This window comes from Buttiauxella sp. AC038, assembly GCF_979253565.1.
On the sequence record NZ_CEEDCQ010000001.1, the window covers coordinates 1,528,905 to 1,554,712 of the forward strand.

23 protein-coding genes and 1 pseudogene are annotated in these 25,808 nt (G+C 51.6%); 22 read left to right on the forward strand and 2 right to left on the reverse strand.

The genetic code is table 11. The features are described 5' to 3' along the window. The first annotated feature begins 466 nt into the window (after positions 1-466). The 19 genes and pseudogenes from nuoA to AC0IXI_RS07420 all read left to right on the forward strand — a co-directional run bounded on the left by nuoA (position 467) and on the right by AC0IXI_RS07420 (position 21,169). Entirely contained in the window at positions 467-955 is a 489-nt protein-coding gene (gene nuoA, locus AC0IXI_RS07330) for an NADH-quinone oxidoreductase subunit NuoA (RefSeq protein ID WP_064512682.1), read from the forward strand. Between the two features lie 95 nt (positions 956-1,050). After that, a complete protein-coding gene (locus AC0IXI_RS07335) occupies positions 1,051-1,725 on the forward strand; it encodes a NuoB/complex I 20 kDa subunit family protein (protein WP_064512680.1) in 675 nt (224 codons plus the stop codon). Between the two features lie 89 nt (positions 1,726-1,814). Beyond that, the gene (gene nuoC / locus AC0IXI_RS07340; RefSeq protein ID WP_157092035.1) at positions 1,815-3,626 is read left to right on the forward strand and encodes an NADH-quinone oxidoreductase subunit C/D; all 1,812 of its coding nucleotides are present in this window, start codon (positions 1,815-1,817) and stop codon (positions 3,624-3,626) included. 2 nt (positions 3,627-3,628) lie between these two features. Further along, positions 3,629-4,129 carry an NADH-quinone oxidoreductase subunit NuoE gene (gene nuoE / locus AC0IXI_RS07345; protein ID WP_064512676.1) on the forward strand — a complete coding sequence of 167 codons (501 nt, stop codon included), beginning with the start codon at positions 3,629-3,631 and terminating at the stop codon, positions 4,127-4,129. Beyond that, positions 4,126-5,466, forward strand: coding sequence for an NADH-quinone oxidoreductase subunit NuoF (gene nuoF, locus AC0IXI_RS07350; RefSeq protein ID WP_064512673.1), 1,341 nt, complete (start codon positions 4,126-4,128; stop codon positions 5,464-5,466). The genes nuoE and nuoF overlap by 4 nt, the downstream gene beginning before the upstream one ends. A 59-nt stretch (positions 5,467-5,525) precedes the next feature. Continuing rightward, positions 5,526-8,249 (forward strand): NADH-quinone oxidoreductase subunit NuoG, encoded by a 2,724-nt coding sequence (nuoG, locus tag AC0IXI_RS07355; RefSeq protein ID WP_134185163.1) that lies wholly within the window; start codon positions 5,526-5,528, stop codon positions 8,247-8,249. After that, on the forward strand, positions 8,246-9,223 hold the full coding sequence (gene nuoH / locus AC0IXI_RS07360) for an NADH-quinone oxidoreductase subunit NuoH (RefSeq protein WP_064512669.1): 978 nt from the start codon (positions 8,246-8,248) through the stop codon (positions 9,221-9,223). The genes nuoG and nuoH overlap by 4 nt, the downstream gene beginning before the upstream one ends. Positions 9,224-9,237: 14 nt before the next feature. Continuing rightward, entirely contained in the window at positions 9,238-9,780 is a 543-nt protein-coding gene (gene nuoI / locus AC0IXI_RS07365; RefSeq protein ID WP_064512666.1) for an NADH-quinone oxidoreductase subunit NuoI, read from the forward strand. 12 nt (positions 9,781-9,792) lie between these two features. Beyond that, the gene (nuoJ, locus tag AC0IXI_RS07370) at positions 9,793-10,350 is read left to right on the forward strand and encodes an NADH-quinone oxidoreductase subunit J (RefSeq protein ID WP_064512664.1); all 558 of its coding nucleotides are present in this window, start codon (positions 9,793-9,795) and stop codon (positions 10,348-10,350) included. After that, positions 10,347-10,649: an NADH-quinone oxidoreductase subunit NuoK gene (gene nuoK / locus AC0IXI_RS07375; RefSeq protein WP_034458791.1), complete on the forward strand. Its 303-nt coding sequence runs from the start codon at positions 10,347-10,349 to the stop codon at positions 10,647-10,649. The genes nuoJ and nuoK overlap by 4 nt, the downstream gene beginning before the upstream one ends. Next, entirely contained in the window at positions 10,646-12,487 is a 1,842-nt protein-coding gene (gene nuoL / locus AC0IXI_RS07380) for an NADH-quinone oxidoreductase subunit L (RefSeq protein WP_134185165.1), read from the forward strand. Before nuoK ends, nuoL begins: the two co-directional genes overlap by 4 nt. A gap of 206 nt (positions 12,488-12,693) precedes the next feature. Next, positions 12,694-14,223, forward strand: coding sequence for an NADH-quinone oxidoreductase subunit M (nuoM, locus tag AC0IXI_RS07385; RefSeq protein WP_064512657.1), 1,530 nt, complete (start codon positions 12,694-12,696; stop codon positions 14,221-14,223). A 6-nt stretch (positions 14,224-14,229) separates the two neighbouring features. Further along, positions 14,230-15,687 (forward strand): NADH-quinone oxidoreductase subunit NuoN, encoded by a 1,458-nt coding sequence (nuoN, locus tag AC0IXI_RS07390; RefSeq protein WP_064512655.1) that lies wholly within the window; start codon positions 14,230-14,232, stop codon positions 15,685-15,687. 145 nt (positions 15,688-15,832) lie between these two features. Continuing rightward, positions 15,833-17,272 carry a deoxyribodipyrimidine photo-lyase gene (gene phrB, locus AC0IXI_RS07395; protein ID WP_471682180.1) on the forward strand — a complete coding sequence of 480 codons (1,440 nt, stop codon included), beginning with the start codon at positions 15,833-15,835 and terminating at the stop codon, positions 17,270-17,272. After that, a pseudogene (locus AC0IXI_RS07400) lies at positions 17,262-18,003 on the forward strand (type 2 GTP cyclohydrolase I). The gene phrB and the pseudogene AC0IXI_RS07400 overlap by 11 nt, the downstream one beginning before the upstream one ends. Positions 18,004-18,023: 20 nt before the next feature. Then, the gene (gene pxpB, locus AC0IXI_RS07405; RefSeq protein ID WP_413498665.1) at positions 18,024-18,680 is read left to right on the forward strand and encodes a 5-oxoprolinase subunit PxpB; all 657 of its coding nucleotides are present in this window, start codon (positions 18,024-18,026) and stop codon (positions 18,678-18,680) included. Beyond that, positions 18,674-19,606, forward strand: a complete 933-nt coding sequence (gene pxpC / locus AC0IXI_RS07410) for a 5-oxoprolinase subunit PxpC (protein ID WP_422569037.1) — start codon at positions 18,674-18,676, stop codon at positions 19,604-19,606. The genes pxpB and pxpC overlap by 7 nt, the downstream gene beginning before the upstream one ends. A 17-nt stretch (positions 19,607-19,623) precedes the next feature. Then, positions 19,624-20,415, forward strand: coding sequence for an endonuclease VIII (nei, locus tag AC0IXI_RS07415; protein WP_471682181.1), 792 nt, complete (start codon positions 19,624-19,626; stop codon positions 20,413-20,415). Between the two features lie 91 nt (positions 20,416-20,506). After that, positions 20,507-21,169, forward strand: a complete 663-nt coding sequence (locus AC0IXI_RS07420; RefSeq protein ID WP_471682182.1) for a hypothetical protein — start codon at positions 20,507-20,509, stop codon at positions 21,167-21,169. Positions 21,170-21,225: 56 nt separating this feature from the next. Here the strand turns inward: AC0IXI_RS07420 and AC0IXI_RS07425 are convergent, their stop codons facing one another. After that, positions 21,226-22,512 (reverse strand): citrate synthase, encoded by a 1,287-nt coding sequence (locus tag AC0IXI_RS07425; protein WP_064512639.1) that lies wholly within the window; start codon positions 22,510-22,512, stop codon positions 21,226-21,228. Positions 22,513-22,850: 338 nt separating this feature from the next. After that, positions 22,851-23,009, reverse strand: coding sequence for a hypothetical protein (locus tag AC0IXI_RS07430; RefSeq protein ID WP_422569040.1), 159 nt, complete (start codon positions 23,007-23,009; stop codon positions 22,851-22,853). A 279-nt stretch (positions 23,010-23,288) separates the two neighbouring features. On the opposite strand from AC0IXI_RS07430, the gene sdhC reads away from it, so the two are divergent. The 3 genes from sdhC to sdhA are packed head-to-tail and all read left to right on the forward strand — an operon-like array spanning position 23,289 to position 25,800. Further along, complete coding sequence (sdhC, locus tag AC0IXI_RS07435; RefSeq protein WP_064512637.1) at positions 23,289-23,693, forward strand: succinate dehydrogenase cytochrome b556 subunit; 405 nt, start codon at positions 23,289-23,291, stop codon at positions 23,691-23,693. After that, positions 23,687-24,034 (forward strand): succinate dehydrogenase membrane anchor subunit, encoded by a 348-nt coding sequence (sdhD, locus tag AC0IXI_RS07440; RefSeq protein WP_034458774.1) that lies wholly within the window; start codon positions 23,687-23,689, stop codon positions 24,032-24,034. The genes sdhC and sdhD overlap by 7 nt, the downstream gene beginning before the upstream one ends. Beyond that, a complete protein-coding gene (gene sdhA / locus AC0IXI_RS07445) occupies positions 24,034-25,800 on the forward strand; it encodes a succinate dehydrogenase flavoprotein subunit (RefSeq protein WP_064512634.1) in 1,767 nt (588 codons plus the stop codon). The genes sdhD and sdhA overlap by 1 nt, the downstream gene beginning before the upstream one ends. The last annotated feature ends 8 nt before the right edge of the window (positions 25,801-25,808 follow it).

Sequence of the window (25,808 nt, forward strand, 5' to 3'; positions counted from 1 at the left end):
CCTTCTACGTACATCCTTCGAGTCAATACTCGTTTAAATGTTAAAAAATACGCCGCAATGTTGTTGGTTTTCGAGATGGATTAACAGAAGCGTGTCTCAGATCAAGAAAATACTCCCTCTTAGGGGGATGAATAGTTGAGATTTCCTGCCAAAATAGAACGGTAGATATTTTTTTCCTCGTTAACGGACACGATTCACCTTCATTAAAGTAGGGTTAATAATTCGGCATTACTGATTTTTAACGCACTAAATGTTAATGAAGTTGGGCTCATGTAAATTAATGTGTGGATACTTTTGTTAAAGTTGACAAAAGGTTATAGAAAGGAGTAAAAAACCCCATCAATTTGCTGGTAAAGTTTTGATTCCAGCAGTTATTGTAAGGTTTATTGTTCCTCCCCATGAATCGATGTGGTGATCATCTGCCAACAAGAGCAGAGATTTTGGCGCCACTTTTGATGAGTAAGCAATGAGTATGTCAACATCCACTGAAGTTATCGCTCACCATTGGGCGTTCGCAGTCTTTCTTATTGTTGCCATAGGCCTGTGTTGCGTAATGCTTCTCGGGGCCTGGTTCCTTGGCGGGAGAGCTAAGGGTCGGCACAAAAACACTCCCTTCGAGTCAGGTATCGACTCAGTTGGTACAGCGCGCTTACGTCTTTCCGCCAAGTTTTACCTGGTTGCCATGTTCTTCGTTATTTTTGACGTGGAAGCCTTGTATCTCTATGCGTGGTCAGTTTCTATCCGTGAAAGCGGGTGGGTAGGCTTCGTCGAGGCCGCAATTTTCATTTTAGTGCTACTGGCAGGCCTGGTGTATCTGGTGCGCATTGGCGCGCTTGATTGGACTCCTGCGCGTTCGCGCCGCGCCCAAATCAACCCGGAAACCGACAGTCTCACTAACCGTCATACGCAAGATGCTCTAAAGAATTCGGATTACAGCAAGGCGGCAAGCGAGTAAATCCCATGAGCTTACTTAGGTAAGTGATTGGGTTTATGAACGCAGCCAACACCGCTGTAAATTGAATTATAACGAGCATAAAATGAGGCAATAAGATGGACTATACGCTCACCCGCATAGACCCCGACGGTGAGAACGACCGTTACCCCCTGCAAAAACAGGAGATCGTAACCGATCCTCTTGACCAAGAAATCAACCGTAGTGTGTACATGGGCAAGCTCGAACATGCTATGCACGATATGGTGAACTGGGGTCGTAAAAACTCAATTTGGCCTTATAACTTTGGTCTTTCGTGCTGCTACGTTGAGATGGTGACCTCGTTTACCGCCGTACATGACGTGGCACGTTTTGGTGCCGAAGTTCTGCGTGCTTCCCCGCGTCAGGCTGACCTGATGGTTATTGCAGGAACCTGCTTTACCAAAATGGCTCCCGTTATTCAGCGTCTTTATGACCAAATGCTTGAGCCAAAATGGGTTATCTCAATGGGTGCCTGCGCCAACTCCGGCGGCATGTACGACATCTATTCTGTAGTGCAAGGCGTGGATAAATTCCTGCCGGTCGATGTTTACATCCCAGGTTGTCCACCGCGCCCGGAAGCCTATATGCAGGCTCTGATGTTGCTGCAAGAATCTATTGGTAAAGAGCGTCGTCCACTGTCTTGGGTGGTTGGTGATCAGGGCGTGTATCGCGCCAACATGCAATCAGAGCGCGAGCGTAAACGCGGCGAGCGTATTGCAGTCACTAATCTTAGGTCGCCAGACGAGATTTAATTTGCGCCTGTGGTCCGCGTGAGTTTACTTCGCATATCAATAATATTAGCGCGAAGCCGCTGACCAACAGTCACCACGTACCATTTGCAATGGTGAGAATTATGACCGATTTAACTGCGCATGATGCCAACCAGGAAGCCTGGCAAACCCGTGACCATTTAGATGATCCGGTTATTGGCGAACTGCGTAACCGTTTTGGGCCGGATGCTTTTACTGTTCAGCCAACCCGCACTGGAGTTCCGGTGGCCTGGGTTAAGCGTGAACAATTACTGGAAGTGGTCGATTTCTTAAAGAAATTACCGAAGCCCTACGTGATGTTGTTCGACTTACACGGCATGGACGAACGTCTTCGCACTCACCGCAACGGTTTACCGGCTGCGGATTTTTCCGTTTTCTACCACCTGATTTCCATCGATCGCAACCGCGATATCATGCTCAAGGTGGCGCTGTCTGAAAACGACCTGAACGTTCCAACAATTACCAAACTGTTCCCGAACGCTAACTGGTATGAGCGTGAAACCTGGGAAATGTTTGGCATCACCTTTAATGGTCACCCGCACCTGACGCGCATCATGATGCCGCCAACGTGGGAAGGCCATCCGCTGCGTAAAGATTATCCGGCGCGTGCCACCGAGTTCGATCCGTTTGAATTGACCAAACAGAAAGAAGACCTCGAGATGGAAGCGCTGACCTTCAAGCCTGAAGAGTGGGGCATGAAGCGCAGCAGCGAGCATGAAGATTTCATGTTCCTGAACCTCGGTCCAAACCACCCATCCGCGCACGGTGCATTCCGTATCGTTCTGCAACTCGACGGTGAAGAGATTGTCGATTGCGTACCGGATATCGGCTACCACCACCGTGGTGCAGAGAAAATGGGTGAGCGTCAGTCCTGGCACAGCTACATTCCGTATACCGACCGTATCGAGTACCTCGGCGGCTGCGTAAACGAAATGCCATACGTGCTGGCGGTTGAAAAACTGGCGGGTATCAAGGTTCCTGAACGTGTTGACGTTATCCGCGTCATGCTGTCCGAACTGTTCCGTATCAACAGTCACCTGCTTTACATCTCTACGTTTATTCAGGACGTGGGCGCGATGACTCCGGTGTTCTTTGCCTTTACCGACCGTCAGAAAATCTATGACCTTGTTGAAGCGATTACCGGTTTCCGTATGCACCCGGCCTGGTTCCGTATCGGTGGTGTTGCACATGACTTGCCAAACGGTTGGGAACGCCTGCTTAAAGAGTTCCTCGACTGGATGCCAAAACGTCTGGATTCCTACGAGAAAGCTGCGCTGCGTAACACCATTCTGAAAGGTCGTTCACAGGGCGTTGCTGCTTACGGCAAGAAAGAAGCACTGGAGTGGGGCACAACGGGTGCTGGCCTGCGCGCAACTGGCGTTGACTTCGATATCCGTAAAGTTCGTCCTTACTCTGGTTACGAAAACTTCGACTTCGAAATCCCGGTCGGCGGTGGCATCAGCGACTGCTACACCCGTGTGATGCTGAAAGTTGAAGAGCTTCGCCAGAGCTTGCGCATTCTTGACCAGTGCCTGAAAAACATGCCTGCTGGCCCGTTCAAAGCTGACCACCCGCTGACAACGCCGCCACCGAAAGAACGCACGCTGCAACATATCGAGACCCTGATCACTCACTTCCTGCAAGTTTCGTGGGGCCCGGTTATGCCGGCTAACGAATCCTTCCAGATGATTGAGGCGACGAAAGGGATTAACAGTTACTACCTGACCAGCGACGGCAGCACCATGAGCTACCGTACCCGTATTCGTACCCCGAGCTTTGCGCACTTGCAGCAAATCCCGTCGGCGATTCGCGGCAGTCTGGTTTCTGACCTGATTGTCTATCTGGGTAGTATCGATTTTGTAATGTCTGATGTGGATCGCTAACTATGCACGATAAACAACAACCCCAGGCAGAAGCCTTTGAGCTGAGTCAATTCGAGCGTGATGCGATTGAGCACGAAAAACATCATTACGAAGATGCTCGCGCAGCCTCTATCGAAGCGCTGAAAATTGTTCAGAAGCAGCGTGGCTGGGTGCCAGACGGCGCTATTTATGCCATCGCTGAAGTTCTGGGTATTCCAGCCAGCGACGTAGAAGGTGTTGCCACATTCTATAGCCAGATTTTCCGCCAGCCGGTAGGCCGCCATGTCATTCGTTATTGCGATAGCGTGGTTTGCCACATTACGGGCTATCAGGGCATTCAGTCTGCCATTGAAGCAAAACTGGACATCAAACCGGGTCAAACCACGTTTGATGGACGCTTTACCCTGCTGCCAACCTGCTGTCTGGGTAACTGCGACAAAGGGCCGACCATGATGATTGATGAGGACACTCATAGCTATCTGACGCCGGAAGCAATCCCTGATTTGCTGGAGCAGTATAAATGAAGACGATTATTCGTACTGCCGAAACCCATCCGCTGACCTGGCGGTTGCGTGATGACAAACAGCCTGTCTGGCTGGATGAATATCGCAGCAAAAACGGCTACGAAGGTGCGCGTCTTGCTTTGACAGGCCTGGCACCAGACGAAGTCGTTACCCGCGTTAAAGACTCAGGTCTGAAAGGGCGTGGCGGCGCAGGTTTCTCCACCGGTCTGAAGTGGAGCCTGATGCCGAAAGACGAGTCTATGAACATCCGTTACCTGCTGTGTAACGCCGATGAAATGGAACCCGGCACCTATAAAGACCGTTTGCTGATGGAGCAACTGCCGCACCTTTTGGTGGAAGGCATGCTGATTTCTGCATTCGCGCTGAAAGCCTACCGCGGTTACATCTTCCTGCGCGGTGAGTACATCGAAGCGGCTGTGCATTTGCGCCGCGCGATTGCTGAAGCAACCGAAGCAGGTTTGCTGGGCAAAAACATTCTCGGTTCTGGTTTTGATTTTGAGCTTATCGTGCACACCGGTGCCGGGCGTTATATCTGTGGTGAAGAAACCGCATTGATTAACTCCCTGGAAGGCCGCCGCGCGAACCCACGTTCAAAACCACCATTCCCTGCCTCAAGCGGCGTGTGGGGTAAACCAACGTGTGTTAATAACGTTGAAACTCTGTGCAACGTGCCAGCGATTCTGGCCAACGGCGTGGAATGGTATCAGGGCATTTCGACCAGCAAAGATGCTGGCACCAAGCTGATGGGCTTCTCCGGGCGTGTGAAAAACCCAGGCGTCTGGGAATTACCGTTCGGTACCACCGCACGTGAGATTCTTGAAGAATACGCCGGTGGTATGCGTGATGGCCTGAAATTCAAAGCCTGGCAGCCGGGCGGGGCAGGGACAGACTTCCTGACCGAATCGCATCTTGACCTGCCGATGGAATTCGAAAGCATCGGTAAAGCAGGCAGTCGTTTAGGTACGGCGCTGGCGATGGCGGTTGACCATGAAATTGGTATGGTTCCGTTGGTGCGCAATTTGGAAGAGTTCTTTTCCCGTGAATCTTGCGGCTGGTGTACACCTTGCCGTGATGGCCTACCGTGGAGTGTGAAAATTCTGCGTGCGCTGGAGCGTGGCGAAGGCCAGCCTGGGGATATCGAGACACTTGAGCAACTGTGTCGTTTCCTCGGTCCGGGTAAAACCTTCTGTGCGCATGCGCCAGGTGCGGTTGAGCCATTACAGAGTGCGATTAAATATTTCCGCGACGAATTCGAAGCAGGCATTGCCAAACAAGATTTCGGTAACACGCGTGCCATTGCTGGCATCCAACCGAACTTATTAAAAGCGCGCTGGTGATACCTGACAACAAGTTTGCAGGTTATAAAATTTTATAATTAATTGGAAGCATGCTGACTATGGCTACGATACATGTAGACGGCAAAGAATATGAGGTAAATGGGTCAGACAACCTGCTGCAAGCATGTCTGTCGCTCGGCCTTGATATTCCTTATTTTTGCTGGCACCCGGCGCTTGGTAGCGTCGGTGCTTGCCGCCAGTGCGCGGTGAAGCAATATCAGAACGCAGAAGATCTTCGTGGTCGCCTGGTGATGTCTTGTATGACACCAGCTTCTGATGGCACGTTTATCTCTATTGATGACGGCGAAGCTAAAGAATTCCGCGAAAGCGTAGTGGAATGGTTGATGACCAACCACCCACACGACTGCCCGGTTTGTGAAGAAGGCGGCAACTGCCACCTGCAAGATATGACGGTAATGACCGGTCATAGCTTCCGTCGCTATCGTTTCACCAAGCGTACTCACCGTAATCAGGACCTCGGCCCGTTCATCTCTCACGAAATGAACCGCTGTATCGCTTGTTACCGCTGTGTGCGTTACTACAAAGATTATGCTGACGGCACCGATTTGGGTGTTTACGGCGCTCACGACAACGTCTACTTCGGCCGCCCTGAAGACGGTACGCTTGAGAGCGAATTCTCCGGTAACCTGGTAGAAATCTGCCCGACCGGTGTATTCACTGATAAAACTCACTCCGAGCGTTATAACCGTAAGTGGGATATGCAGTTCGCCCCTAGCATTTGCCAGCAGTGCAGCATCGGCTGTAACACCAGCCCTGGTGAGCGTTACGGTGAATTGCGTCGTATCGAAAACCGTTACAACGGTACCGTGAACCACTACTTCCTGTGTGATCGTGGCCGCTTCGGTTATGGCTACGTCAACCTGAAGGATCGTCCACGTCAGCCGATCCAACGCCGTGGCGACGATCTGATCACCCTGAACGCTGAACAAGCGATGCAGGGCGCGGCAGATATTCTGCGCCAGTCGAAGAAAGTGATCGGTATCGGATCCCCACGTGCCAGCGTTGAAAGCAACTTCGCGCTGCGTGAACTGGTGGGTGCAGATAACTTCTACACCGGTATTGCAACAGGTGAACAAGCACGTCTGCAACTGATGCTCAAAGTACTGCAAGAAAGTGGCATTCACACTCCGGCACTGCGTGAAATCGAAACCTACGATGCGGTTCTGGTGCTGGGCGAAGACATTACTCAGACCGGCGCACGTGTTGCACTGGCTGTGCGTCAGGCAGTGAAAGGGAAATCACGTGAAATGGCAGCAGCACAGAAAGTTGCTGACTGGCAAATCGCGGCGATCATGAACATTGGCCAGCACGCGAAACACCCGCTGTTTGTCACCAATATCGACAGCACTCGTCTGGATGATATCGCCGCATGGACTTACCGTGCGCCGGTTGAAGATCAGGCGCGTCTGGGCTTTGCTATCGCCAACGCACTGGACAGCAACTCTCCCGCTGTTGAACTTGATCGCGACCTGAAAAATAAAGTCGACGTGATTGTTCAAGCGCTGGCGGGTGCGAAAAAACCATTGATCGTATCCGGTACTAACGCCGGAAGCGAAGCGGTGATTCAGGCGGCAGCAAACGTTGCTAAAGCACTGAAAGGCCGTGGTGCCGATGTTGGTATCACTATGGTTGCTCGCGCAGTCAACAGTGTTGGGCTAGGCCTTATCGGCGGTGGTTCTCTTGAAGAAGCACTGAGCGAACTGGAGAGCGGTTCTGCCGATGCGGTAGTCGTGCTGGAAAACGATCTTCATCGCCATGCCTCTGCGGCACGTGTTGACGCAGCACTCAGTAAAGCTCCGCTGGTGATGGTTATCGACCATCAGCGCACTGCGATTATGGATAAAGCCCATCTGGTGCTCTCCACCGCAAGCTTCGCTGAAAGCGATGGTACGGTTATCAACAACGAAGGCCGCGCACAGCGTTTCTTCCAGGTTTATGACCCGTCTTACTACGACCACTCCATTGTGATGCTGGAAAGCTGGCGCTGGTTGCATTCACTGCACAGTACAGTTGAAAGCCGTGAAGTGGACTGGACGCAGTTAGATGATGTTATTGATGCTTGCGTGAAGGCGTTGCCACAACTGGCCGGAATTAAAGAGGCGGCACCTGATGCCAGCTTCCGTATTCGTGGTCAGAAACTGTCGCGTTCCCCAATCCGCTCCAGTGGTCGTACGGCAATGCGTGCGAACATCAGTGTGCATGAACCGCGCCAGCCGCAGGATAAAGACACTATGTTCGCCTTCTCTATGGAAGGGAACAACAGCCCGTCTGCAAATCGTCAGCAAATCCCATTCGCATGGGCACCAGGCTGGAACTCACCTCAGGCATGGAACAAATTCCAGGCTGAAGTGGGTGGCAAACTGCGTCACGGCGATCCGGGTGTGCGTCTGATTGAAGCGTCCGAAACGGGTATCGATTACTTCACCGATGTGCCGGAAATCTTCCAGGCAGAAGAAGGGAAATGGCGTATTGCGCCTTACTACCATCTGTTTGGCAGTGATGAAATGTCTCAACGTTCTCCTGTTTTCCAGAGCCGTATGGCCGAGCCGTATATCAAGCTGAATCCGGCTGATGCTGCAAAACTGGGCGTGAACGCGGGAAGCCTGATTTCGTTTAGCTATGAAGGCCAGACGTTAAGTCTGCCGCTGCAACTTTCCGAAGGGCTGGCAGCAGGGCAGGTTGGTTTACCGATGGGTATGCCTGGCATTGCTCCGGTACTGGCGGGTGCTCGTCTTGAAAATCTTCAGGAGGCTGGCCAATGAGTTGGTTAACACCGGATGTTATCGACATTCTGCTGAGCATTCTCAAAGCGGTCGTTATCCTGCTGGTCGTGGTGACCTGCGGTGCGTTCATGAGTTTTGGTGAGCGTCGTTTGCTGGGCCTGTTCCAGAACCGTTACGGACCGAACCGTGTTGGCTGGGGCGGCTCGCTCCAGTTAGTCGCGGACATGATCAAGATGTTCTTTAAAGAAGACTGGACTCCACGCTTTGCGGACCGCGTCATCTTTACCCTGGCTCCGATGATTGCTTTTACCTCGCTGCTGTTGGCCTTTGCGATTGTGCCGGTCAGCCCAAGCTGGGTAGTCGCCGACCTGAACATTGGTATTTTGTTCTTCCTGATGCTGGCAGGTCTCGCGGTTTACGCGGTGCTGTTCGCTGGCTGGTCGAGTAACAACAAATACTCATTGCTGGGTGCGATGCGTGCGTCTGCGCAGACACTTAGCTACGAAGTGTTCCTTGGTCTGTCGCTAATGGGCGTTGTTGCGCAGGCGGGTTCATTCAATATGGGCGATATCGTTGATAACCAAGCCAACCTGTGGAACGTGATTCCGCAGTTCTTCGGCTTTGTTACGTTCGCAATTGCTGGTGTTGCAGTTTGTCACCGTCACCCGTTTGACCAACCAGAAGCTGAGCAAGAACTGGCAGATGGTTATCACATCGAATATTCAGGCATGAAGTTTGGCCTGTTCTTCGTTGGTGAATACATCGGCATCGTTACGGTTTCAGCCCTGATTGTCACCCTGTTCTTTGGTGGCTGGCATGGTCCGTGGTTACCACCTTTCATCTGGTTTGCGCTGAAAACTGCATTCTTCATGATGATGTTCATTTTGATCCGTGCAGCATTGCCTCGTCCGCGTTATGACCAGGTGATGTCCTTCGGCTGGAAAATTTGCCTGCCGTTGACACTGGTTAATCTGCTGGTGACCGCCGCGGTCATTCTCTATCAGGCACCATAAGGGGTGAAAAAACCATGACATTGAAAGAGTTAGCGGTTGGTTTCGGCACCCAGGTACGCAGTATCTGGATGATCGGTCTGCACGCGTTTGCCAAACGTGAAACGCAGATGTATCCGGAAGAACCAGTATATTTACCGCCGCGCTACCGTGGTCGCATCGTGTTAACTCGCGATCCGGACGGTGCCGAGCGCTGTGTTGCCTGTAACTTGTGTGCAGTAGCTTGCCCGGTAGCCTGTATCTCTTTGCAAAAAGCAGAAACGAAAGACGGCCGCTGGTATCCAGAGTTCTTCCGTATCAACTTCTCGCGCTGCATCTTCTGTGGTCTGTGCGAAGAAGCGTGCCCAACAACGGCTATTCAGCTCACACCTGATTTCGAACTGGGTGAGTTTAAGCGCCAGGATTTGGTGTACGAAAAAGAGGATCTGTTGATCTCCGGTCCGGGCAAATACCCGGAATATAACTTCTACCGGATGGCAGGTATGGCAATCGACGGCAAAGATAAGGGCGAAGCGGAAAACGAAGCCAAGCCTATCGACGTCAAAGGCCTATTACCTTAAAGGAGCAAGGCAATGGAATTCGCTTTTTATATATGCGCAATCATCGCGGTCGGGACCACCCTAAGGGTGATCACGCATACCAACCCGGTGCATGCCTTGCTGTATTTGATTATCTCGCTGTTGGCTATTTCCGGGGTGTTCTTCTCTCTGGGAGCTTACTTTGCCGCAGCGCTGGAGATTATCGTCTACGCCGGCGCCATCATGGTGTTGTTCGTCTTTGTGGTAATGATGCTCAACCTCGGCGGTGCGGTCGTTGAGCAAGAGCGTAACTGGCTGAAACCGCAGTTGTGGATTGGCCCTGGCATTTTGTCAGCCGTTCTGCTTTCAGTGCTGGTTTACGCAATCCTGGGTCTGAATGACCAGGGGATTGACGGTACGCCAGTGAGTGCAAAAGCGGTAGGTATTGCGCTGTTCGGACCGTATGTTCTGGCAGTGGAATTAGCCTCAATGCTGCTGCTGGCGGGTCTGGTTGTTGCATTCCACTTGGGTCGTGAAGACCGTCAGGGTGAAGTGCTGAGCAATCGCCAGGCTGACGCAGCCGCGAAAAGAAAAACGGAGGAGCACGTATGATTCCGCTGCAACATGGACTAATCCTCGCTGCCATTTTGTTCGTATTGGGGCTGACGGGGCTTGTGATTCGTCGCAACCTGCTTTTCATGCTGATTAGCCTGGAAGTGATGATCAACGCTGCTGCCCTGGCGTTTGTGGTCGCTGGCAGTTACTGGGGCCAGGCTGATGGCCAGGTGATGTATATTCTTGCGATTAGCTTAGCTGCCGCCGAAGCCAGTATTGGCCTCGCACTGTTACTGCAGCTCCATCGTCGTCGCCAGAGCCTGAATATCGATTCAGTAAGTGAGATGCGTGGATGAACCTTCTCTGGTTAACCATTCTTTTGCCTTTTATTGGCTTTTTATTGTTGGCGTTCTCTCGCGGTCGTTGGTCAGAAAACCTTTCTGCAACGGTTGGGGTCGGCTCAATCGGTCTTGCGGCGTTGGTCACCGCGATTGTTGGGGTTGATTTCTTTAACAACGGAAGAGAAGCGTTCACCCAGCCGTTATGGACCTGGATGTCAGTTGGCGATTTTAATATCGGCTTCAACCTGATCCTCGACGGTTTGTCATTGACCATGCTGTCGGTGGTGACCGGCGTTGGTTTCCTGATCCACATGTACGCATCCTGGTATATGCGTGGGGAAGAGGGCTACTCTCGCTTCTTCGCTTACACCAACCTGTTTATTGCAAGCATGGTCGTGCTGGTGCTTGGCGATAACTTGTTGCTGATGTATCTCGGTTGGGAAGGCGTAGGTCTATGCTCGTATCTGCTGATTGGTTTCTACTATACCGATCCGAAGAACGGCGCTGCGGCTATGAAAGCCTTCGTTGTGACTCGCGTGGGTGATGTGTTCCTCGCTTTCGCATTGTTCATTCTTTACAACGAACTGGGCACGCTGAACTTCCGCGAAATGGTTGAACTGGCACCGCAGCACTTTGCGGCGGGCAACCAAATGCTGATGTGGGCAACCCTGATGCTGTTAGGCGGCGCGGTGGGTAAATCTGCTCAGTTGCCTTTGCAGACCTGGCTTGCGGATGCAATGGCAGGCCCAACGCCTGTTTCAGCGCTGATCCACGCAGCGACCATGGTTACCGCGGGCGTCTACCTGATTGCCCGTACTCACGGCCTGTTCCTGCTAACCCCTGAAGTGCTGCATTTAGTAGGTATCGTTGGTGCGGTCACGCTGGTGATGGCGGGCTTCGCAGCACTTGTGCAAACCGATATCAAACGTGTGTTGGCGTACTCGACCATGAGCCAGATTGGCTACATGTTCCTGGCGCTGGGCGTACAAGCGTGGGATGCGGCGATTTTCCACCTGATGACGCACGCCTTCTTCAAAGCGTTGCTGTTCCTGTCGTCTGGTTCGGTGATTCTTGCCTGCCACCACGAACAAAACATCTTCAAAATGGGTGGCCTGCGTAAGTCCATTCCGCTGGTGTATATCTGCTTCCTGGTCGGTGGCGCCGCGTTGTCTGCGTTGCCACTCATTACTGCGGGCTTCTTCAGTAAAGATGAGATTCTGGCCGGTGCGATGGCGAATGGTCATGTGAACCTGATGGTTGCGGGTCTGGTCGGTGCGTTTATGACCTCACTGTACACCTTCCGTATGATCTTCATCGTCTTCCACGGTAAAGAGCAGATTCACGCGCATCCACTTAAAGGCATCACTCATAACTTGCCGCTGATTGTGCTGCTGGTGTTGTCCACCTTCGTTGGCGCAATGATTGTTCCGCCGCTTGCTGGTGTTCTGCCAGCGACTACTGAACTTGCGCACGGTAGCGTGCTGGCACTTGAGATTACCTCCGGTGTTGTCGCCATCGCCGGTATCCTGATTGCAGCATGGCTGTGGCTGGGCAAACGTACTCTGGTAACAGCGATTGCCAACAGCGCACCGGGTCGCTTCTTTGGTACCTGGTGGTTCCATGCCTGGGGCTTCGATTGGCTTTATGACAAAGTCTTCGTTAAGCCATTCCTGGGTATCGCCTGGCTTATCAAGAGCGATCCGTTGAATTCACTGATGAACATTCCGGCAATTCTTTCACGCTTTGCAGGTCGCGGCCTGTTGGTGAGCGAGAACGGTTACCTGCGCTGGTATGTGGCATCAATGAGTATCGGTGCGGTCGTGGTTGTAGGCTTGCTGCTGGTATTGCGCTAAGCATTTAAGAGCTAAGTGAATTTTCTCTGAGAATTCGTTGAAAATTAGGTCCTGAAAAACAGGCGTCATCGGCGAAGTCAGACTGAACACCGCCAGCGCGGAGCAACCGGAGCGTACTTGAGTACGTGAGGATTGCGAGCACTGCCGGGGTTCGGTATGACAAGCAAGATAGCCTGAACTGGACTTTAACAAGGATATTTATTGCCATGCTATTACCCTGGCTGATACTAATCCCCTTTATTGGCGGCTTCTTCTGCTGGCAAACAGAGCGCTTCGGCGTAAAAGTGCCACGTTGGATTGCGCTGGTAACGATGGGACTGACACTGGCTCTCTCGCTGCAACTGTGGTTAGCCGGTGGCTATTCACTGACGCAATCCGCTGGTTTGCCGCAGTGGCAGTCTGAATTTATCCTGCCGTGGATCCCACGCTTTGGGATAACCATCCACCTTGCGCTGGACGGCTTATCTTTACTGATGGTGGTGCTCACCGGTCTGCTCGGCGTGCTGGCGGTACTCTGTTCGTGGAATGAAATCGAAAAATATCAGGGCTTCTTCCACCTCAACCTGATGTGGATCCTCGGTGGCGTTATCGGCGTGTTCCTTGCCATCGACATGTTCCTGTTCTTCTTCTTCTGGGAAATGATGCTGGTGCCGATGTACTTCCTGATCGCACTGTGGGGCCATAAAGCCTCCGACGGGAAGACACGCATCACCGCTGCAACCAAGTTCTTCATCTATACCCAGGCAAGCGGCCTGGTGATGCTGATTGCGATTCTTGGTCTGGTGTTCGTGCACTACAATTCAACCGGTGTGTGGACGTTTAACTATGAGCAATTGCTGCACACTGAAATGTCCAGCAGCGTTCAATGGTTGCTGATGCTGGGCTTCTTCATTGCGTTTGCGGTGAAAATGCCAGTGGTTCCATTGCATGGTTGGTTGCCGGATGCGCACTCCCAGGCACCAACGGCAGGTTCTGTTGACCTAGCAGGTATCTTGCTGAAAACCGCAGCCTACGGTCTGTTGCGTTTTGCACTGCCGCTGTTCCCAGAAGCGTCTGCTGAATTTGCACCGATTGCCATGTGGCTGGGTGTTATCGGCATCTTCTATGGCGCGTGGATGGCCTTCGCACAAACAGATATTAAACGCCTGATTGCTTACACATCCGTTTCCCACATGGGCTTTGTGTTGATTGCCATTTATACCGGCAGCCAACTGGCTTATCAGGGTGCGGTGATTCAGATGATTGCTCACGGTCTTTCTGCGGCCGGTATGTTCATCATCTGTGGTCAGATTTACGAGCGTTTGCACACTCGTGATATGCGTCTGATGGGCGGCCTGTGGAACAAAATTAAATGGCTGCCAGGCCTGTCGTTATTCTTTGCAGTGGCAACGCTGGGTATGCCGGGCACCGGTAACTTTGTTGGCGAATTCATGATTCTGTTCGGCAGTTACCATGTCGTGCCAATGATTACTATTATCTCGACTTTCGGTCTGGTCTTTGCCTCAGTTTATTCTCTGGCGATGATTCATCGTGCTTACTTCGGTAAAGCTAAAAGCGAAATCAGTGATAAACAACTGGCAGGCATGTCGCTGCGCGAGTTCTTTATCATCCTGTTGCTGGTGGTGTTGTTAGTCCTGTTGGGCTTCTACCCGCAGCCAATTCTGGATACTTCGCATGCCGCGATGAGCAATATTCAGCAGTGGTTTACCAGTTCAATTCCAACTACAAGGCCGTAATTCGCCATGACTATAACTCCTCAACAATTGATCGCGCTGCTACCGCTGCTCGTCGTCGGATTGACGGTGGTGGTTGTGATGCTCTCCATAGCGTGGCGACGCGACCATTTTGTCAATGCAACACTGGCAGTAATTGGCCTTAACGCCGCACTCGTTTCACTGTGGTTTGTGGGTCAGGCTGGGGCTATGGATGTCACGCCGCTGATGCGCGTTGATGGCTATGCGATGCTCTATACTGGACTGGTTCTGTTGGCGAGCCTTGCGACCTGTACGTTTGCTTACCCGTGGCTTCAGGGTTACACCGACAACCGCGAAGAGTTTTACCTGCTAGTGTTGATTGCAGCACTGGGCGGTATTCTGCTGGCAAACGCAAATCACCTGGCAGCATTGTTCCTGGGCATTGAGCTGATCTCGCTGCCGTTATTCGGTTTGATTGGCTACGCCTTCCGCCAGAAAAGGTCGCTTGAGGCGAGTATCAAATACACCATTCTGTCTGCTGCAGCCTCTTCATTCCTGCTGTTCGGTATGGCGCTGGTGTACGCAGAATCAGGTGACCTGTCGTTTGTGAGCCTCGGTAAGAGTCTGGCAGACAACATGCTGCATGAACCTCTGCTGCTTGCGGGTCTGGGTCTGATGATTGTTGGACTTGGCTTTAAACTGTCACTGGTTCCATTCCACTTGTGGACACCAGATGTTTACCAGGGCGCTCCGGCTCCAGTTTCCACTTTCCTGGCAACCGCCAGCAAAATCGCCATCTTTGGTGTGGTAATGCGTCTGTTCCTCTACGCGCCAGTTGGCGATAGCGAAGCAGTTCGTGTGGTACTGGGTATTATCGCCTTTATCTCTATCATCTTCGGTAACCTGATGGCATTGAGCCAGACCAATATCAAGCGTCTGCTTGGTTACTCGTCTATCTCACACCTCGGTTATTTGATGGTGGCATTGATTGCGCTGCAAAGCGGCAACATGTCGATGGAAGCGGTCGGTGTTTATCTGGCAGGTTACCTGTTCAGCAGCCTCGGCGCGTTCGGCGTGGTCAGCCTTATGTCCAGCCCATACCGTGGCCCGGATGCAGACTCTCTGTACTCTTACCGTGGTCTGTTCTGGCACAAGCCAATTTTGTCTGCGGTCATGACCGTGATGATGCTGTCACTGGCAGGTATTCCAATGACGCTCGGCTTCATCGGTAAGTTCTACATTATTGCGGTAGGTGTACAGTCTCACCTGTGGTGGCTGACCGGTGCTGTGGTACTGGGTAGTGCGATTGGTTTGTACTACTACCTGCGTGTGACGGTGAGTTTGTACCTGAACGCACCGCAACAACCAGGTCGTGATGCGCCAACTAACTGGGCGTTTACTGCAGGCGGTGTAGTGGTTCTGATCTCCGCCGTGCTGGTGCTGTTACTGGGTGTATACCCACAACCACTCATCACGCTGGTGCGTATGGCAACACCAATGATGTAGTAGTCAGATTTGTCGGGTTGCTTCCCGACTAACACGACTAACGTAAAGGCTACCCAATCGGGTAGCCTTTTTGATTTACAGCTTTGCTACACTTAGTTAAATGCCGTCTCAACAATCGTATTCTGCTAATTAAACATGGAGTTGTATGGCCACGCATCTGGTCTGGTTTCGCAATGATTTACGGGTGAATGACAATCTGGCGCTGGCTGCGGCGTGCCGTGACCCACACGCGCATGTGATAGCCATTTTTATCGCGACTCCGCGTCAATGGCGACAGCATGAAATGTCGCCACGCCAGGCTGAATTCATATGGCAGCACTTGCAGTGCTTGCATACCTCTCTTGCTGAGCGTGGCATCGAACTTTTTATTCACCAGGTTGATGGTTTTGATGACTCAGTCGAATACCTGAAAAACTTTTGTGAAGCGCAGAAAGTCAACGCGTTGTTTTACAACTATCAGTACGAGTTCAATGAGCGGCAGCGTGATGCGGCTGTAGAAAAGATGCTGGGCCGCGAGGTGGTTTGCCAGGGTTTTGATGACAGCGTTTTATTGGCGCCGGGAAGCGTTACCACCGGCAATAACGAGATGTACAAAGTCTTTACGCCATTTAGTAAAGCGTTCATCAAGCGGCTGCATGAAGGGTTGCCGGAATGTGTATCGGCCCCGAAAAGCCGTGGGATTACCTTGCCGGAAACGAACACACTCGCGGAAATTGATTATCCCCGCCAGCCTGTCGATGAACGCCTGTTCCCCATCGGCGAACAGCAGGCTATTCACCAACTACGCCAGTTTTGCTGCCAGCCGGTGGTTGATTACGCAGAGCAACGTGATTTCCCCGCAATCGACGGGACCAGTCGCCTGTCGGCTTATCTGGCGATTGGCGTACTTTCGCCACGCCAATGTTTGCACCGTTTACTGAGAAATCACCCCCAGGCACTGGATGGAGGCGCAGGTTCGGTTTGGTTAAATGAGTTAATCTGGCGTGAGTTCTATCGCCATTTGCTGGTGGCTTACCCGAAACTGTGCCGTTATCAGCCGTTTATCTCATGGACAGATAACGTTATCTGGCGGCAAGATAAATCACAGCTTATAGCCTGGGAGCAGGGCAATACGGGGTTTCCTATTGTGGATGCTGCGATGCGCCAGCTAAACACAATTGGCTGGATGCACAACCGTTTACGTATGGTGGTGGCGAGCTTTTTGGTCAAAGACTTATTGATCGATTGGCGATGTGGCGAATGCTACTTTATGTCACAACTGATTGATGGTGACCTGGCTGCTAACAATGGCGGCTGGCAATGGGCGGCCTCGACCGGCACTGATGCCGCACCTTATTTTAGAATCTTTAACCCAACCACCCAAGGCGAGCGCTTTGATGGAAAAGGTGAATTTATACGCCAGTGGTTGCCTGAATTGAGTGATATACCGGATAAATATATCCACACCCCTTGGGTCTGGGCGGACAAACAACAACTGAAACTGGACTATCCGCGCCCAATTGTTGACCATAAACAAGCACGTATAGTGACACTCGCCGCTTATGAAGCGGCCCGTAAATCTGAAGAGAAAGATAATGAAAAATAGCGAACTGGAACGCCTAATTAACGAAAAACTCAACAGCGCTGCTATCAGCGATTACGCGCCGAATGGTTTACAGGTCGAAGGGCGTGAAGAAGTCCGCAAAATCGTTACCGGTGTGACCGCAAGCCAGGCGCTGATTGACGAAGCTGTGCGCCAAAATGCCGATGCAGTGATTGTTCACCATGGCTACTTCTGGAAAGGTGAGTCTCCGGTGATTCGTGGTATGAAACGCAATCGCCTGAAAGCGCTGCTCAGCAATGACATCAATTTATACGGCTGGCATTTGCCGCTCGATGCGCATCCGCAGCTTGGCAATAACGCGCAATTAGGCGCGTTGCTGGGGATTGAAACCAAAGGGGAAGTCGAGCCGCTGGTGCCTTGGGGAGAGTTTCCAACACCGCTTTCTGGCGTAGAACTGGCTTCATGGATTGAGATGCGACTTGGTCGTACACCGCTTTGGAGCGGTGATACGGGTCCTGAACAAATTCGCCGTGTCGCCTGGTGTACTGGGGGGGCAAAGTTTTATTGATAGCGCGGCACGTTTTGGCGTTGATGCGTTTATTACCGGTGAGGTTTCAGAGCAGACTATTCATTCCGCACGTGAACAAGGTCTACATTTCTATGCGGCCGGGCATCACGCCACCGAGCGCGGCGGTATTCAGGCATTAAGCGACTGGCTGAATAGTGAGACAGATTTGGAAGTGACCTTTATCGATATTCCGAACCCGGCATAACGTCAGACCGAGGAGTAAAAGTGCAAAGAGCGCGGTGTTATCTGTTAGGCGAAAGTGCGGTAGTTCTTGAATTGGAACCGCCTTTATCGCTGGAAAGTCAGCAACGGATCTGGGGATTAACCCAGCGTCTACTGGAATCTCCCGCTGTTTCAGAAGTCATTCCGGGGATGAACAATATCACTGTGGTGCTACGTGAACCGCAAAGCCTGGCGCTGGATGGTATTGAGCGGCTCCAGCGCTGGTGGGAAGAGAGCGAGGCCATGGTGGTTGAATCTCACCGCATTGATATTCCAGTAATATATGGTGGCAGTGTTGGCCCTGATTTAGCCGAAGTCGCAGGGCATTGCGGCTTATCGGCAAGCCAGGTTGTGGAGCTGCACTCATCCGTTGATTACATTGTCTATTTTCTCGGTTTTCAACCAGGCTTTGCCTATCTTGCAGGCCTTGCTCCCACTCTTTCTATGCCGCGTCGGGCTGAGCCACGCTTGATGGTTCCTGCAGGCTCGGTAGGTATTGGCGGCAGCCAGACGGGTATTTATCCGCTGGCAACGCCTGGTGGCTGGCAGCTTATCGGCCAGACGCCCGTGAGGCTCTTTAATCCGGCTGATAACGTGCCAACACTACTGGCGCCGGGAGATACCGTCCGCTTTGTGCCTCAAAAGGAGGGGGTGTGCTGAAAATAATCCGTGCTGGAATGCATATGTCGATACAAGACGCAGGGCGTTTTGGTTACCGGCAGTTGGGTGTTAGCCGTTGCGGTGCCCTTGATACCCCAGCGTTGAAAATTGCTAATTTGCTGGTGGGTAATGCACCAGATAGTGCCGCGCTGGAAATCACGCTTGGCCATTGCGTTGTTGAGTTCACCAGCGATGGCTGGTTTGCGTTAACTGGTGCTGGAAGCCACGCTGAACTGGATGGGCGCACAGTCTGGACTGGCTGGCGACTACCGGTGAAAGCGGGCCAGCAATTAAGGCTAAAAGTGCCTGATCGCGGGATGCGTAGCTATCTTGCTGTCGCCGGTGGGTTGGATGTACCTGAAATCCTGGGTTCTTATAGTACCGATCTCAAAGCGCAAATTGGCGGCATCGAAGGGCGTTTGCTCAAAGATGGCGATGAAATACCGCTATTACCGGCAACTCGACGGTTCCGGGAGTCGCGCGGTGTAAAGCAGCTCTTGTGGGGGAACCGCATTCGTGCGCTGGCGGGCCCGGAATATCAGGAGTTTACGCACACTTCGCAAGATGCGTTCTGGCGTTTACCGTGGCAGTTAAGCCCGCAAAGTAACCGCATGGGTTATCGCATGCAGGGGCAGCGGCTTGAGCGCACTACCGATCGCGAGTTGTTGTCGCATGGGCTACTGCCGGGAGTGGTACAGGTGCCGCATAATGGGCAGCCTATTGTGCTGATGAACGATGCGCAGACAACCGGCGGATATCCAAGGATTGCCTGCGTGATCGAAGCTGACATGTTTAACCTTGCGCAATTACGCTTAGGGGAGCCGGTTCATTTCGTGCAATGCACGTTGGAAGAAGCCCTTAAAGCGCGTCGTGAGCAGCAAATCTATCTTGAGCAACTGGCCTGGCGGCTGAATAACGAAGACTAATTTTCAAGGGCAAAGAGATGCCAGAAGGTCCAGAAATAAGGCGAGCGGCAGATAAACTTGAAGCCGCCGTTTTAAATAAAGCGCTAACCGAAGTCTGGTTTGCATTTCCTCAGTTGAAGCCGTTTGAGCAAACATTAGTTGGTCAAAGCGTCGAGCGTATCGAAACGCGTGGAAAAGCATTGCTGTTGCATTTTTCTAATGGGTTAACCATGTACAGCCACAACCAACTTTATGGCGTGTGGCGTGTGGTTAATGCAGGTGAAACGACAGACACGACACGTGTTTTACGCGTCAGATTGCAGACTGCTGATAAAGCCATTTTGCTCTACAGCGCTTCAGATATTGAAATACTCAATGGCGATCAACTGTTGAAGCATCCGTTTTTATTGCGTGTCGGGCCGGATGTCCTTGATATGACGCTAACGGCAGAACAGGTGAAAGCACGCTTGTTGTCGGCAAGGTTTCGTAGGCGCCAGTTCAGCAGTTTGTTGCTGGATCAGGCTTTCCTGGCAGGGCTGGGAAATTATCTGCGCGTTGAGATTCTCTGGGCAGTTGGGCTATTAGCGCACCATAAAGCACAGATTTTAACTCCTGAACAACTCGATAAACTGTCTCATGCACTGCTGGATATCCCACGTTTTTCATACAATACGCGTGGCACTGTGGATGAGAATAAACACCATGGGGCTATTTTCAGCTTTAAGGTGTTTCATCGTGCAGGGGAGAAATGCGAACGCTGCGGCGCCATTATTGAGAAAACAATGCTTTCATCCAGGCCATTTTATTGGTGCCCTGGCTGTCAGCATTAAATAATCCTGAAGATAGCGTTTATCGCATGGCGCGGAGATCGGGTATATTGGGACGTAGATCACAAAAAAATTTAAAGGAAGACGTTGCACTATGAGTTCTCGTTTCGCCCTGGCTGCCATAGCAGCCGTTTTAGCCCTGACAGGATGCGCAAAATCGAAAACCGCAGACACGACATCGGCTTTCGATTTTGGCTCCTCGCGCGTGACCGTGACGCATGTCCCAACGAAAACCGACGATGGCACCACAATATACGTGACCATTGATAGCAAGGATGCTGGTGCGCTGGGGACGGGTAAAAGTCTTGAACTACAACTGCCAGAGGGCAAACATACAGTCGGCGGCTATGCCCGTACGCTGATTGGTCGCGTAACCATATCGCCTGTTGAAGTGTCGACATCGAGCGATGTTGTCAGCCACGTGACATATTCCATTGCGAATAGTAAACCGACATTTACCGTCCGCGCATCAACCCCGGTTCCGAAACCGAAGTCAGAAACGATTCCGGTAGAATCTGTTCCTGTTATACAACAGCAAATTGAAGAGCCTGCCGCGGTCGAACAAACGCAGGTTACACCATCTGCCACGGTCGAACAGACGCAAGTTACACCACCTGCTGCGCCAGCAGCGACGCAGGAAACTCAATCGCCGAAAGTCACCGAACTGACGCCAACAACCCAGTCGCAGACCGAAACACAAACATCGACACCGCAGGGCGTGGGCATCACCAATCTGACGGATAACCCGCAGGCATAACGCTGACTCAAAAAAAACGCGCCTTTCGGCGCGTTCTTTACTTTCCAGAAACGAACTTATTTTTTCAAATCAGATTTGAAATCACGCTGTTCGTAGCCAGTATACAACTGACGTGGACGTGCAATTTTAATGCCGTCGTCGTGCATTTCGTTCCAGTGAGCAATCCAGCCAACAGTACGCGCCATCGCGAAGATAACGGTAAACATAGAAGATGGAATACCCATTGCTTTCAGGATGATGCCTGAGTAGAAGTCCACGTTCGGGTAGAGTTTCTTCTCGATGAAGTACGGGTCGTTAAGCGCGATATGCTCAAGTTCCATCGCCACTTCAAGCAGATTGTTATCTTTCAGATTCAGCTCTTTAAGAACTTCATGGCAGGTTTCACGCATCACTGTGGCACGCGGGTCGTAGTTTTTGTACACGCGGTGGCCAAAGCCCATCAGGCGGAAAGAGTCATTCTTATCTTTCGCACGACGAACGAATTCAGGAATGTGTTCAACACTGCTGATCTCTTCAAGCATCTTCAGTGCTGCTTCGTTAGCACCACCGTGCGCAGGTCCCCACAGGGATGCGATACCGGCTGCGATACAAGCAAATGGGTTAGCGCCACTTGAGCCAGCAGTACGAACGGTTGATGTGGAAGCGTTTTGCTCGTGGTCTGCGTGCAGGATCAGAATTCGGTCCATGGCGCGTTCCAGAATAGGGTTAACTTCGTATTTCTCGCACGGCGTGGAGAACATCATGTTCAGGAAGTTACCGGCATAAGACAGGTCGTTGCGTGGATAAACGAACGGTTGCCCTATTGAATATTTGTAACACATGGCTGCCATGGTCGGCATTTTGGACAACAGGCGGAACGCGGCAATCTCACGGTGGCGTGGGTTATTCACGTCCATGGAGTCATGATAAAACGCCGCCAGTGCACCGGTCACACCACACATCACAGCCATCGGGTGGGAGTCACGACGGAAACCGTGGAACAAACGTGTAATTTGTTCGTGGATCATGGTGTGACGGGTGACGGTGGTTTTAAATTCTTCGTATTGTTCCTGGGTCGGTTTTTCGCCGTTCAGCAGGATATAGCAGACTTCAAGATAATTGGAGTGTGTTGCCAGTTGATCTATCGGGAAACCACGGTGCAGCAAGATGCCTTCATCACCGTCGATAAAGGTGATTTTTGATTCGCATGATGCGGTAGAGGTAAAACCCGGGTCAAAAGTAAATACACCTTTAGAACCAAGACTACGGATATCAATTACATCCTGACCGAGAGTGCCTTTTAGCACATTCAGTTCCAGAGCATCATCACCGTTATAGGTGAGAGTTGCTTTTTTATCAGACATTTACGGTCTCCTTAGCGCCTTATTCATCAGACTGCGGGATGCCCGACTTGCCTATTTCCGTCATACTTCAAGTTGCATCTTTGTTGGCTTTCCTCGCTAACTCCAGTCACTTACTTATGTAAGCTCCTGGGGATTCGCCGCGTTGCCCCCTCGATGCCACTCGAATTATTTAGGAAATACATTCAAACCAATCGCGACTCTCTACCAGTTTTTTATTTGGCTCTCAGCTCTGTTTTGATATCAGTGTAACGCAGGGTACAGAGCAATGGGCGCTTGCAGGTAACACGAGTCACGCAGGCGAAAAAACAGCAAATCAGGGTGTTAGCAGTCCATATCATTCAAATCTGTGTACCACTAATAACGGTCCTGATTGATTGGGTCAATACCGATACACTGTTACATAACTTATTCTCAGGTGAAAGGCTGACCCTATAACTTTTGCGAATTATACGGCTTTTCTGGCATTGTTTGTAACAAGAATGTTTAACTTTTGTCAAATCAGATGATTAAAATTTAAAATAATGTTGTTATCGTGATCCTGCTCACTGTTCAGACCAAAAGCCCTTCAAACTATATGTAGGTTAATTGTAATGAATTTGTGAAGCGCCTATACTGCCGCCAGGTCTCCGGAATACCCTGCCACCGGGCGCCACCCAGCGTTGTAGCCAGTTTTTTGGCATCTGGATGTAGCTGTTTTTGCATGACGCACAGTTATAGAAAGTTCACGCTGTCTGACCCCGCCTGCAGATCCGGAGGAAGGAAACTATAAGAACAGCATGTGGGCGCTATTCATGATAAAAAATGCGAAAAAACAAAGACCTGTAAACCTCGATCTCACAACGATGAGGTTCCCCGTCACTGCAATCGCTTCCATCCTCCATCGTGTATCCGGCGTGATCACCTTTGTGGCTGTAGGCATCCTACTGTGGTTGTTAGGCCAGTCACTCTCGTCTCCAGAAGGCTTCCTTGTTGCGTCAGCAATAATGAGTAGCTTCTTTGTTAAATTCATTATGTGGGGCATCCTCACAGCACTGGCTTATCACGTTGTTGTGGGCATCCGCCACATCATGATGGACACCGGTTTGCTGGAAGAAACCCTGATAGCGGGCAAACGATCCGCGATGATTTCATTTGTTATTACTGTCGTGCTTTCACTTCTCGCAGGAGTCCTCGTATGGTAAGCAACGCCTCCGCATTAGGTCGCAATGGTGTGCATGACTATATATTGGTCCGTGCCTCCGCCATCGTAATCACCCTGTACATCATTTATATGATCGGGTTCTTCGCTGTTACCGGCGATTTAACCTACGAGGTCTGGAGTGGTTTCTTCGGCTCCGCCTTCACCAAAGTGTTCACCCTGCTGACATTGTTCTCAATTTTGATCCATGCCTGGATTGGCATGTGGCAGGTGTTGACCGACTACGTTAAACCAGTGGCGATTCGTCTTGGGCTGCAACTTGTTATTGTTGTTGCACTGCTGGTTTACGTCATTTATGGATTCGTTGTGGTGTGGGGTGTGTAATGAGTTTACCAGTCAGAGAGTTTGATGCAGTTGTGATCGGTGCTGGTGGTGCAGGTATGCGCGCCGCACTGCAAATTTCACAAGGCGGCCAGACTTGTGCCTTGTTATCTAAAGTTTTCCCAACCCGTTCCCATACCGTGTCTGCGCAGGGTGGTATTACCGTAGCTCTCGGTAATACTCATGAAGACAACTGGGAATGGCATATGTATGACACGGTAAAAGGTTCCGACTATATCGGTGACCAGGATGCCATTGAATATATGTGTAAAACCGGCCCGGAAGCGATTCTGGAACTGGAGCACATGGGGCTGCCGTTCTCCCGTCTTGATGATGGCACTATTTATCAGCGTCCGTTTGGCGGCCAGTCGAAAAACTTTGGCGGCGAGCAAGCGGCACGTACTGCGGCAGCGGCTGACCGTACCGGTCACGCATTACTGCACACGCTTTATCAGCAAAACCTGAAGAACAAAACCACCATCTTCTCTGAATGGTATGCGCTTGATCTGGTGAAAAACGCTGATGGCGCAGTGGTCGGTACGACCGCGCTGTGTATCGAAACTGGCGAAGTGGTTTACTTCAAAGCGAAAGCGACCATCCTGGCAACGGGTGGTGCAGGCCGTATTTATCAGTCCACGACTAATGCCCACATCAATACTGGTGACGGTGTTGGTATGGCGCTGCGTGCCGGTGTTCCGGTGCAGGATATGGAAATGTGGCAGTTCCACCCAACCGGTATCGCCGGGGCAGGGGTTCTGGTTACAGAAGGTTGCCGTGGTGAAGGCGGGTATCTGCTGAACAAACACGGCGAGCGTTTCATGGAGCGTTACGCGCCAAATGCTAAAGACCTTGCTGGACGCGATGTTGTTGCTCGCTCCATCATGATTGAAATCCGTGAAGGTCGCGGTTGTGACGGCCCATGGGGTCCACACGCTAAACTGAAACTCGACCACCTTGGTAAAGAGGTTCTCGAATCTCGTCTGCCGGGCATCCTCGAGTTGTCTCGTACCTTTGCACACGTCGACCCAATTAAAGAGCCTATTCCGGTTATCCCAACCTGCCACTATATGATGGGCGGCATTCCAACCAAAGTAACGGGCCAGGCGCTGACTGTGAATGAGCAGGGCGAAGACGTTCTGATTCCAGGTCTGTTTGCGGTAGGTGAAATCGCTTGTGTATCCGTTCACGGTGCAAACCGTCTGGGCGGTAACTCTCTGCTCGACCTGGTGGTATTTGGCCGCGCTGCGGGCATGCATCTGCTGGAGTCTATCGCCGAGCAAGGCGAACTGCGTGATGCCACCGAAGATGAAATTAATGCCGCGCTGGAACGCCTGAACCGCTGGAATGGCAACCGTAACGGCGAAGATCCGGTACTAATCCGTAAAGCGCTTCAGGAATGTATGCAGCACAACTTCTCGGTATTCCGTGAAGGTGACGCGATGGCTAAAGGCCTTGAGCAACTGAAACAAATCCGCGAACGCCTGAAAAATGCCCGTCTGGATGATACTTCAAGCGAGTTCAACACCCAGCGTGTTGAGTGCCTTGAGCTTGATAACCTGATGGAAACCGCTTTTGCTACCGCTGTTTCCGCTAACTTCCGCACCGAAAGCCGTGGCGCGCATAGCCGCTTCGACTACCCGGACCGTGACGATGCAAACTGGTTGTGCCACAGCCTGTATCTGCCTGAGTCGGAAAGCATGACGCGCCGTGAGGTGAACATGCAGCCGAAACTGCGTCCGGCATTCCCGCCGAAAGTGCGTACTTATTAATAGCGGAG

Excerpts from the sequence above, each read along its gene's own strand:
- nuoA (WP_064512682.1), top strand. The coding sequence starts at position 467 with ATGAGTATGTCAACATCCACTGAAGTTATCGCTCACCATTGGGCGTTC.
- AC0IXI_RS07335 (WP_064512680.1), top strand. The coding sequence starts at position 1,051 with ATGGACTATACGCTCACCCGCATAGACCCCGACGGTGAGAACGACCGT.
- nuoC (WP_157092035.1), top strand. The coding sequence starts at position 1,815 with ATGGTGAGAATTATGACCGATTTAACTGCGCATGATGCCAACCAGGAA.
- nuoE (WP_064512676.1), top strand. The coding sequence starts at position 3,629 with ATGCACGATAAACAACAACCCCAGGCAGAAGCCTTTGAGCTGAGTCAA.
- nuoF (WP_064512673.1), top strand. The coding sequence starts at position 4,126 with ATGAAGACGATTATTCGTACTGCCGAAACCCATCCGCTGACCTGGCGG.
- nuoG (WP_134185163.1), top strand. The coding sequence starts at position 5,526 with ATGGCTACGATACATGTAGACGGCAAAGAATATGAGGTAAATGGGTCA.
- nuoH (WP_064512669.1), top strand. The coding sequence starts at position 8,246 with ATGAGTTGGTTAACACCGGATGTTATCGACATTCTGCTGAGCATTCTC.
- nuoI (WP_064512666.1), top strand. The coding sequence starts at position 9,238 with ATGACATTGAAAGAGTTAGCGGTTGGTTTCGGCACCCAGGTACGCAGT.
- nuoJ (WP_064512664.1), top strand. The coding sequence starts at position 9,793 with ATGGAATTCGCTTTTTATATATGCGCAATCATCGCGGTCGGGACCACC.
- nuoK (WP_034458791.1), top strand. The coding sequence starts at position 10,347 with ATGATTCCGCTGCAACATGGACTAATCCTCGCTGCCATTTTGTTCGTA.
- nuoL (WP_134185165.1), top strand. The coding sequence starts at position 10,646 with ATGAACCTTCTCTGGTTAACCATTCTTTTGCCTTTTATTGGCTTTTTA.
- nuoM (WP_064512657.1), top strand. The coding sequence starts at position 12,694 with ATGCTATTACCCTGGCTGATACTAATCCCCTTTATTGGCGGCTTCTTC.
- nuoN (WP_064512655.1), top strand. The coding sequence starts at position 14,230 with ATGACTATAACTCCTCAACAATTGATCGCGCTGCTACCGCTGCTCGTC.
- phrB (WP_471682180.1), top strand. The coding sequence starts at position 15,833 with ATGGCCACGCATCTGGTCTGGTTTCGCAATGATTTACGGGTGAATGAC.
- nei (WP_471682181.1), top strand. The coding sequence starts at position 19,624 with ATGCCAGAAGGTCCAGAAATAAGGCGAGCGGCAGATAAACTTGAAGCC.
- AC0IXI_RS07420 (WP_471682182.1), top strand. The coding sequence starts at position 20,507 with ATGAGTTCTCGTTTCGCCCTGGCTGCCATAGCAGCCGTTTTAGCCCTG.
- AC0IXI_RS07425 (WP_064512639.1), bottom strand. The coding sequence starts at position 22,512 with ATGTCTGATAAAAAAGCAACTCTCACCTATAACGGTGATGATGCTCTG.
- sdhC (WP_064512637.1), top strand. The coding sequence starts at position 23,289 with ATGTGGGCGCTATTCATGATAAAAAATGCGAAAAAACAAAGACCTGTA.
- sdhD (WP_034458774.1), top strand. The coding sequence starts at position 23,687 with ATGGTAAGCAACGCCTCCGCATTAGGTCGCAATGGTGTGCATGACTAT.
- sdhA (WP_064512634.1), top strand. The coding sequence starts at position 24,034 with ATGAGTTTACCAGTCAGAGAGTTTGATGCAGTTGTGATCGGTGCTGGT.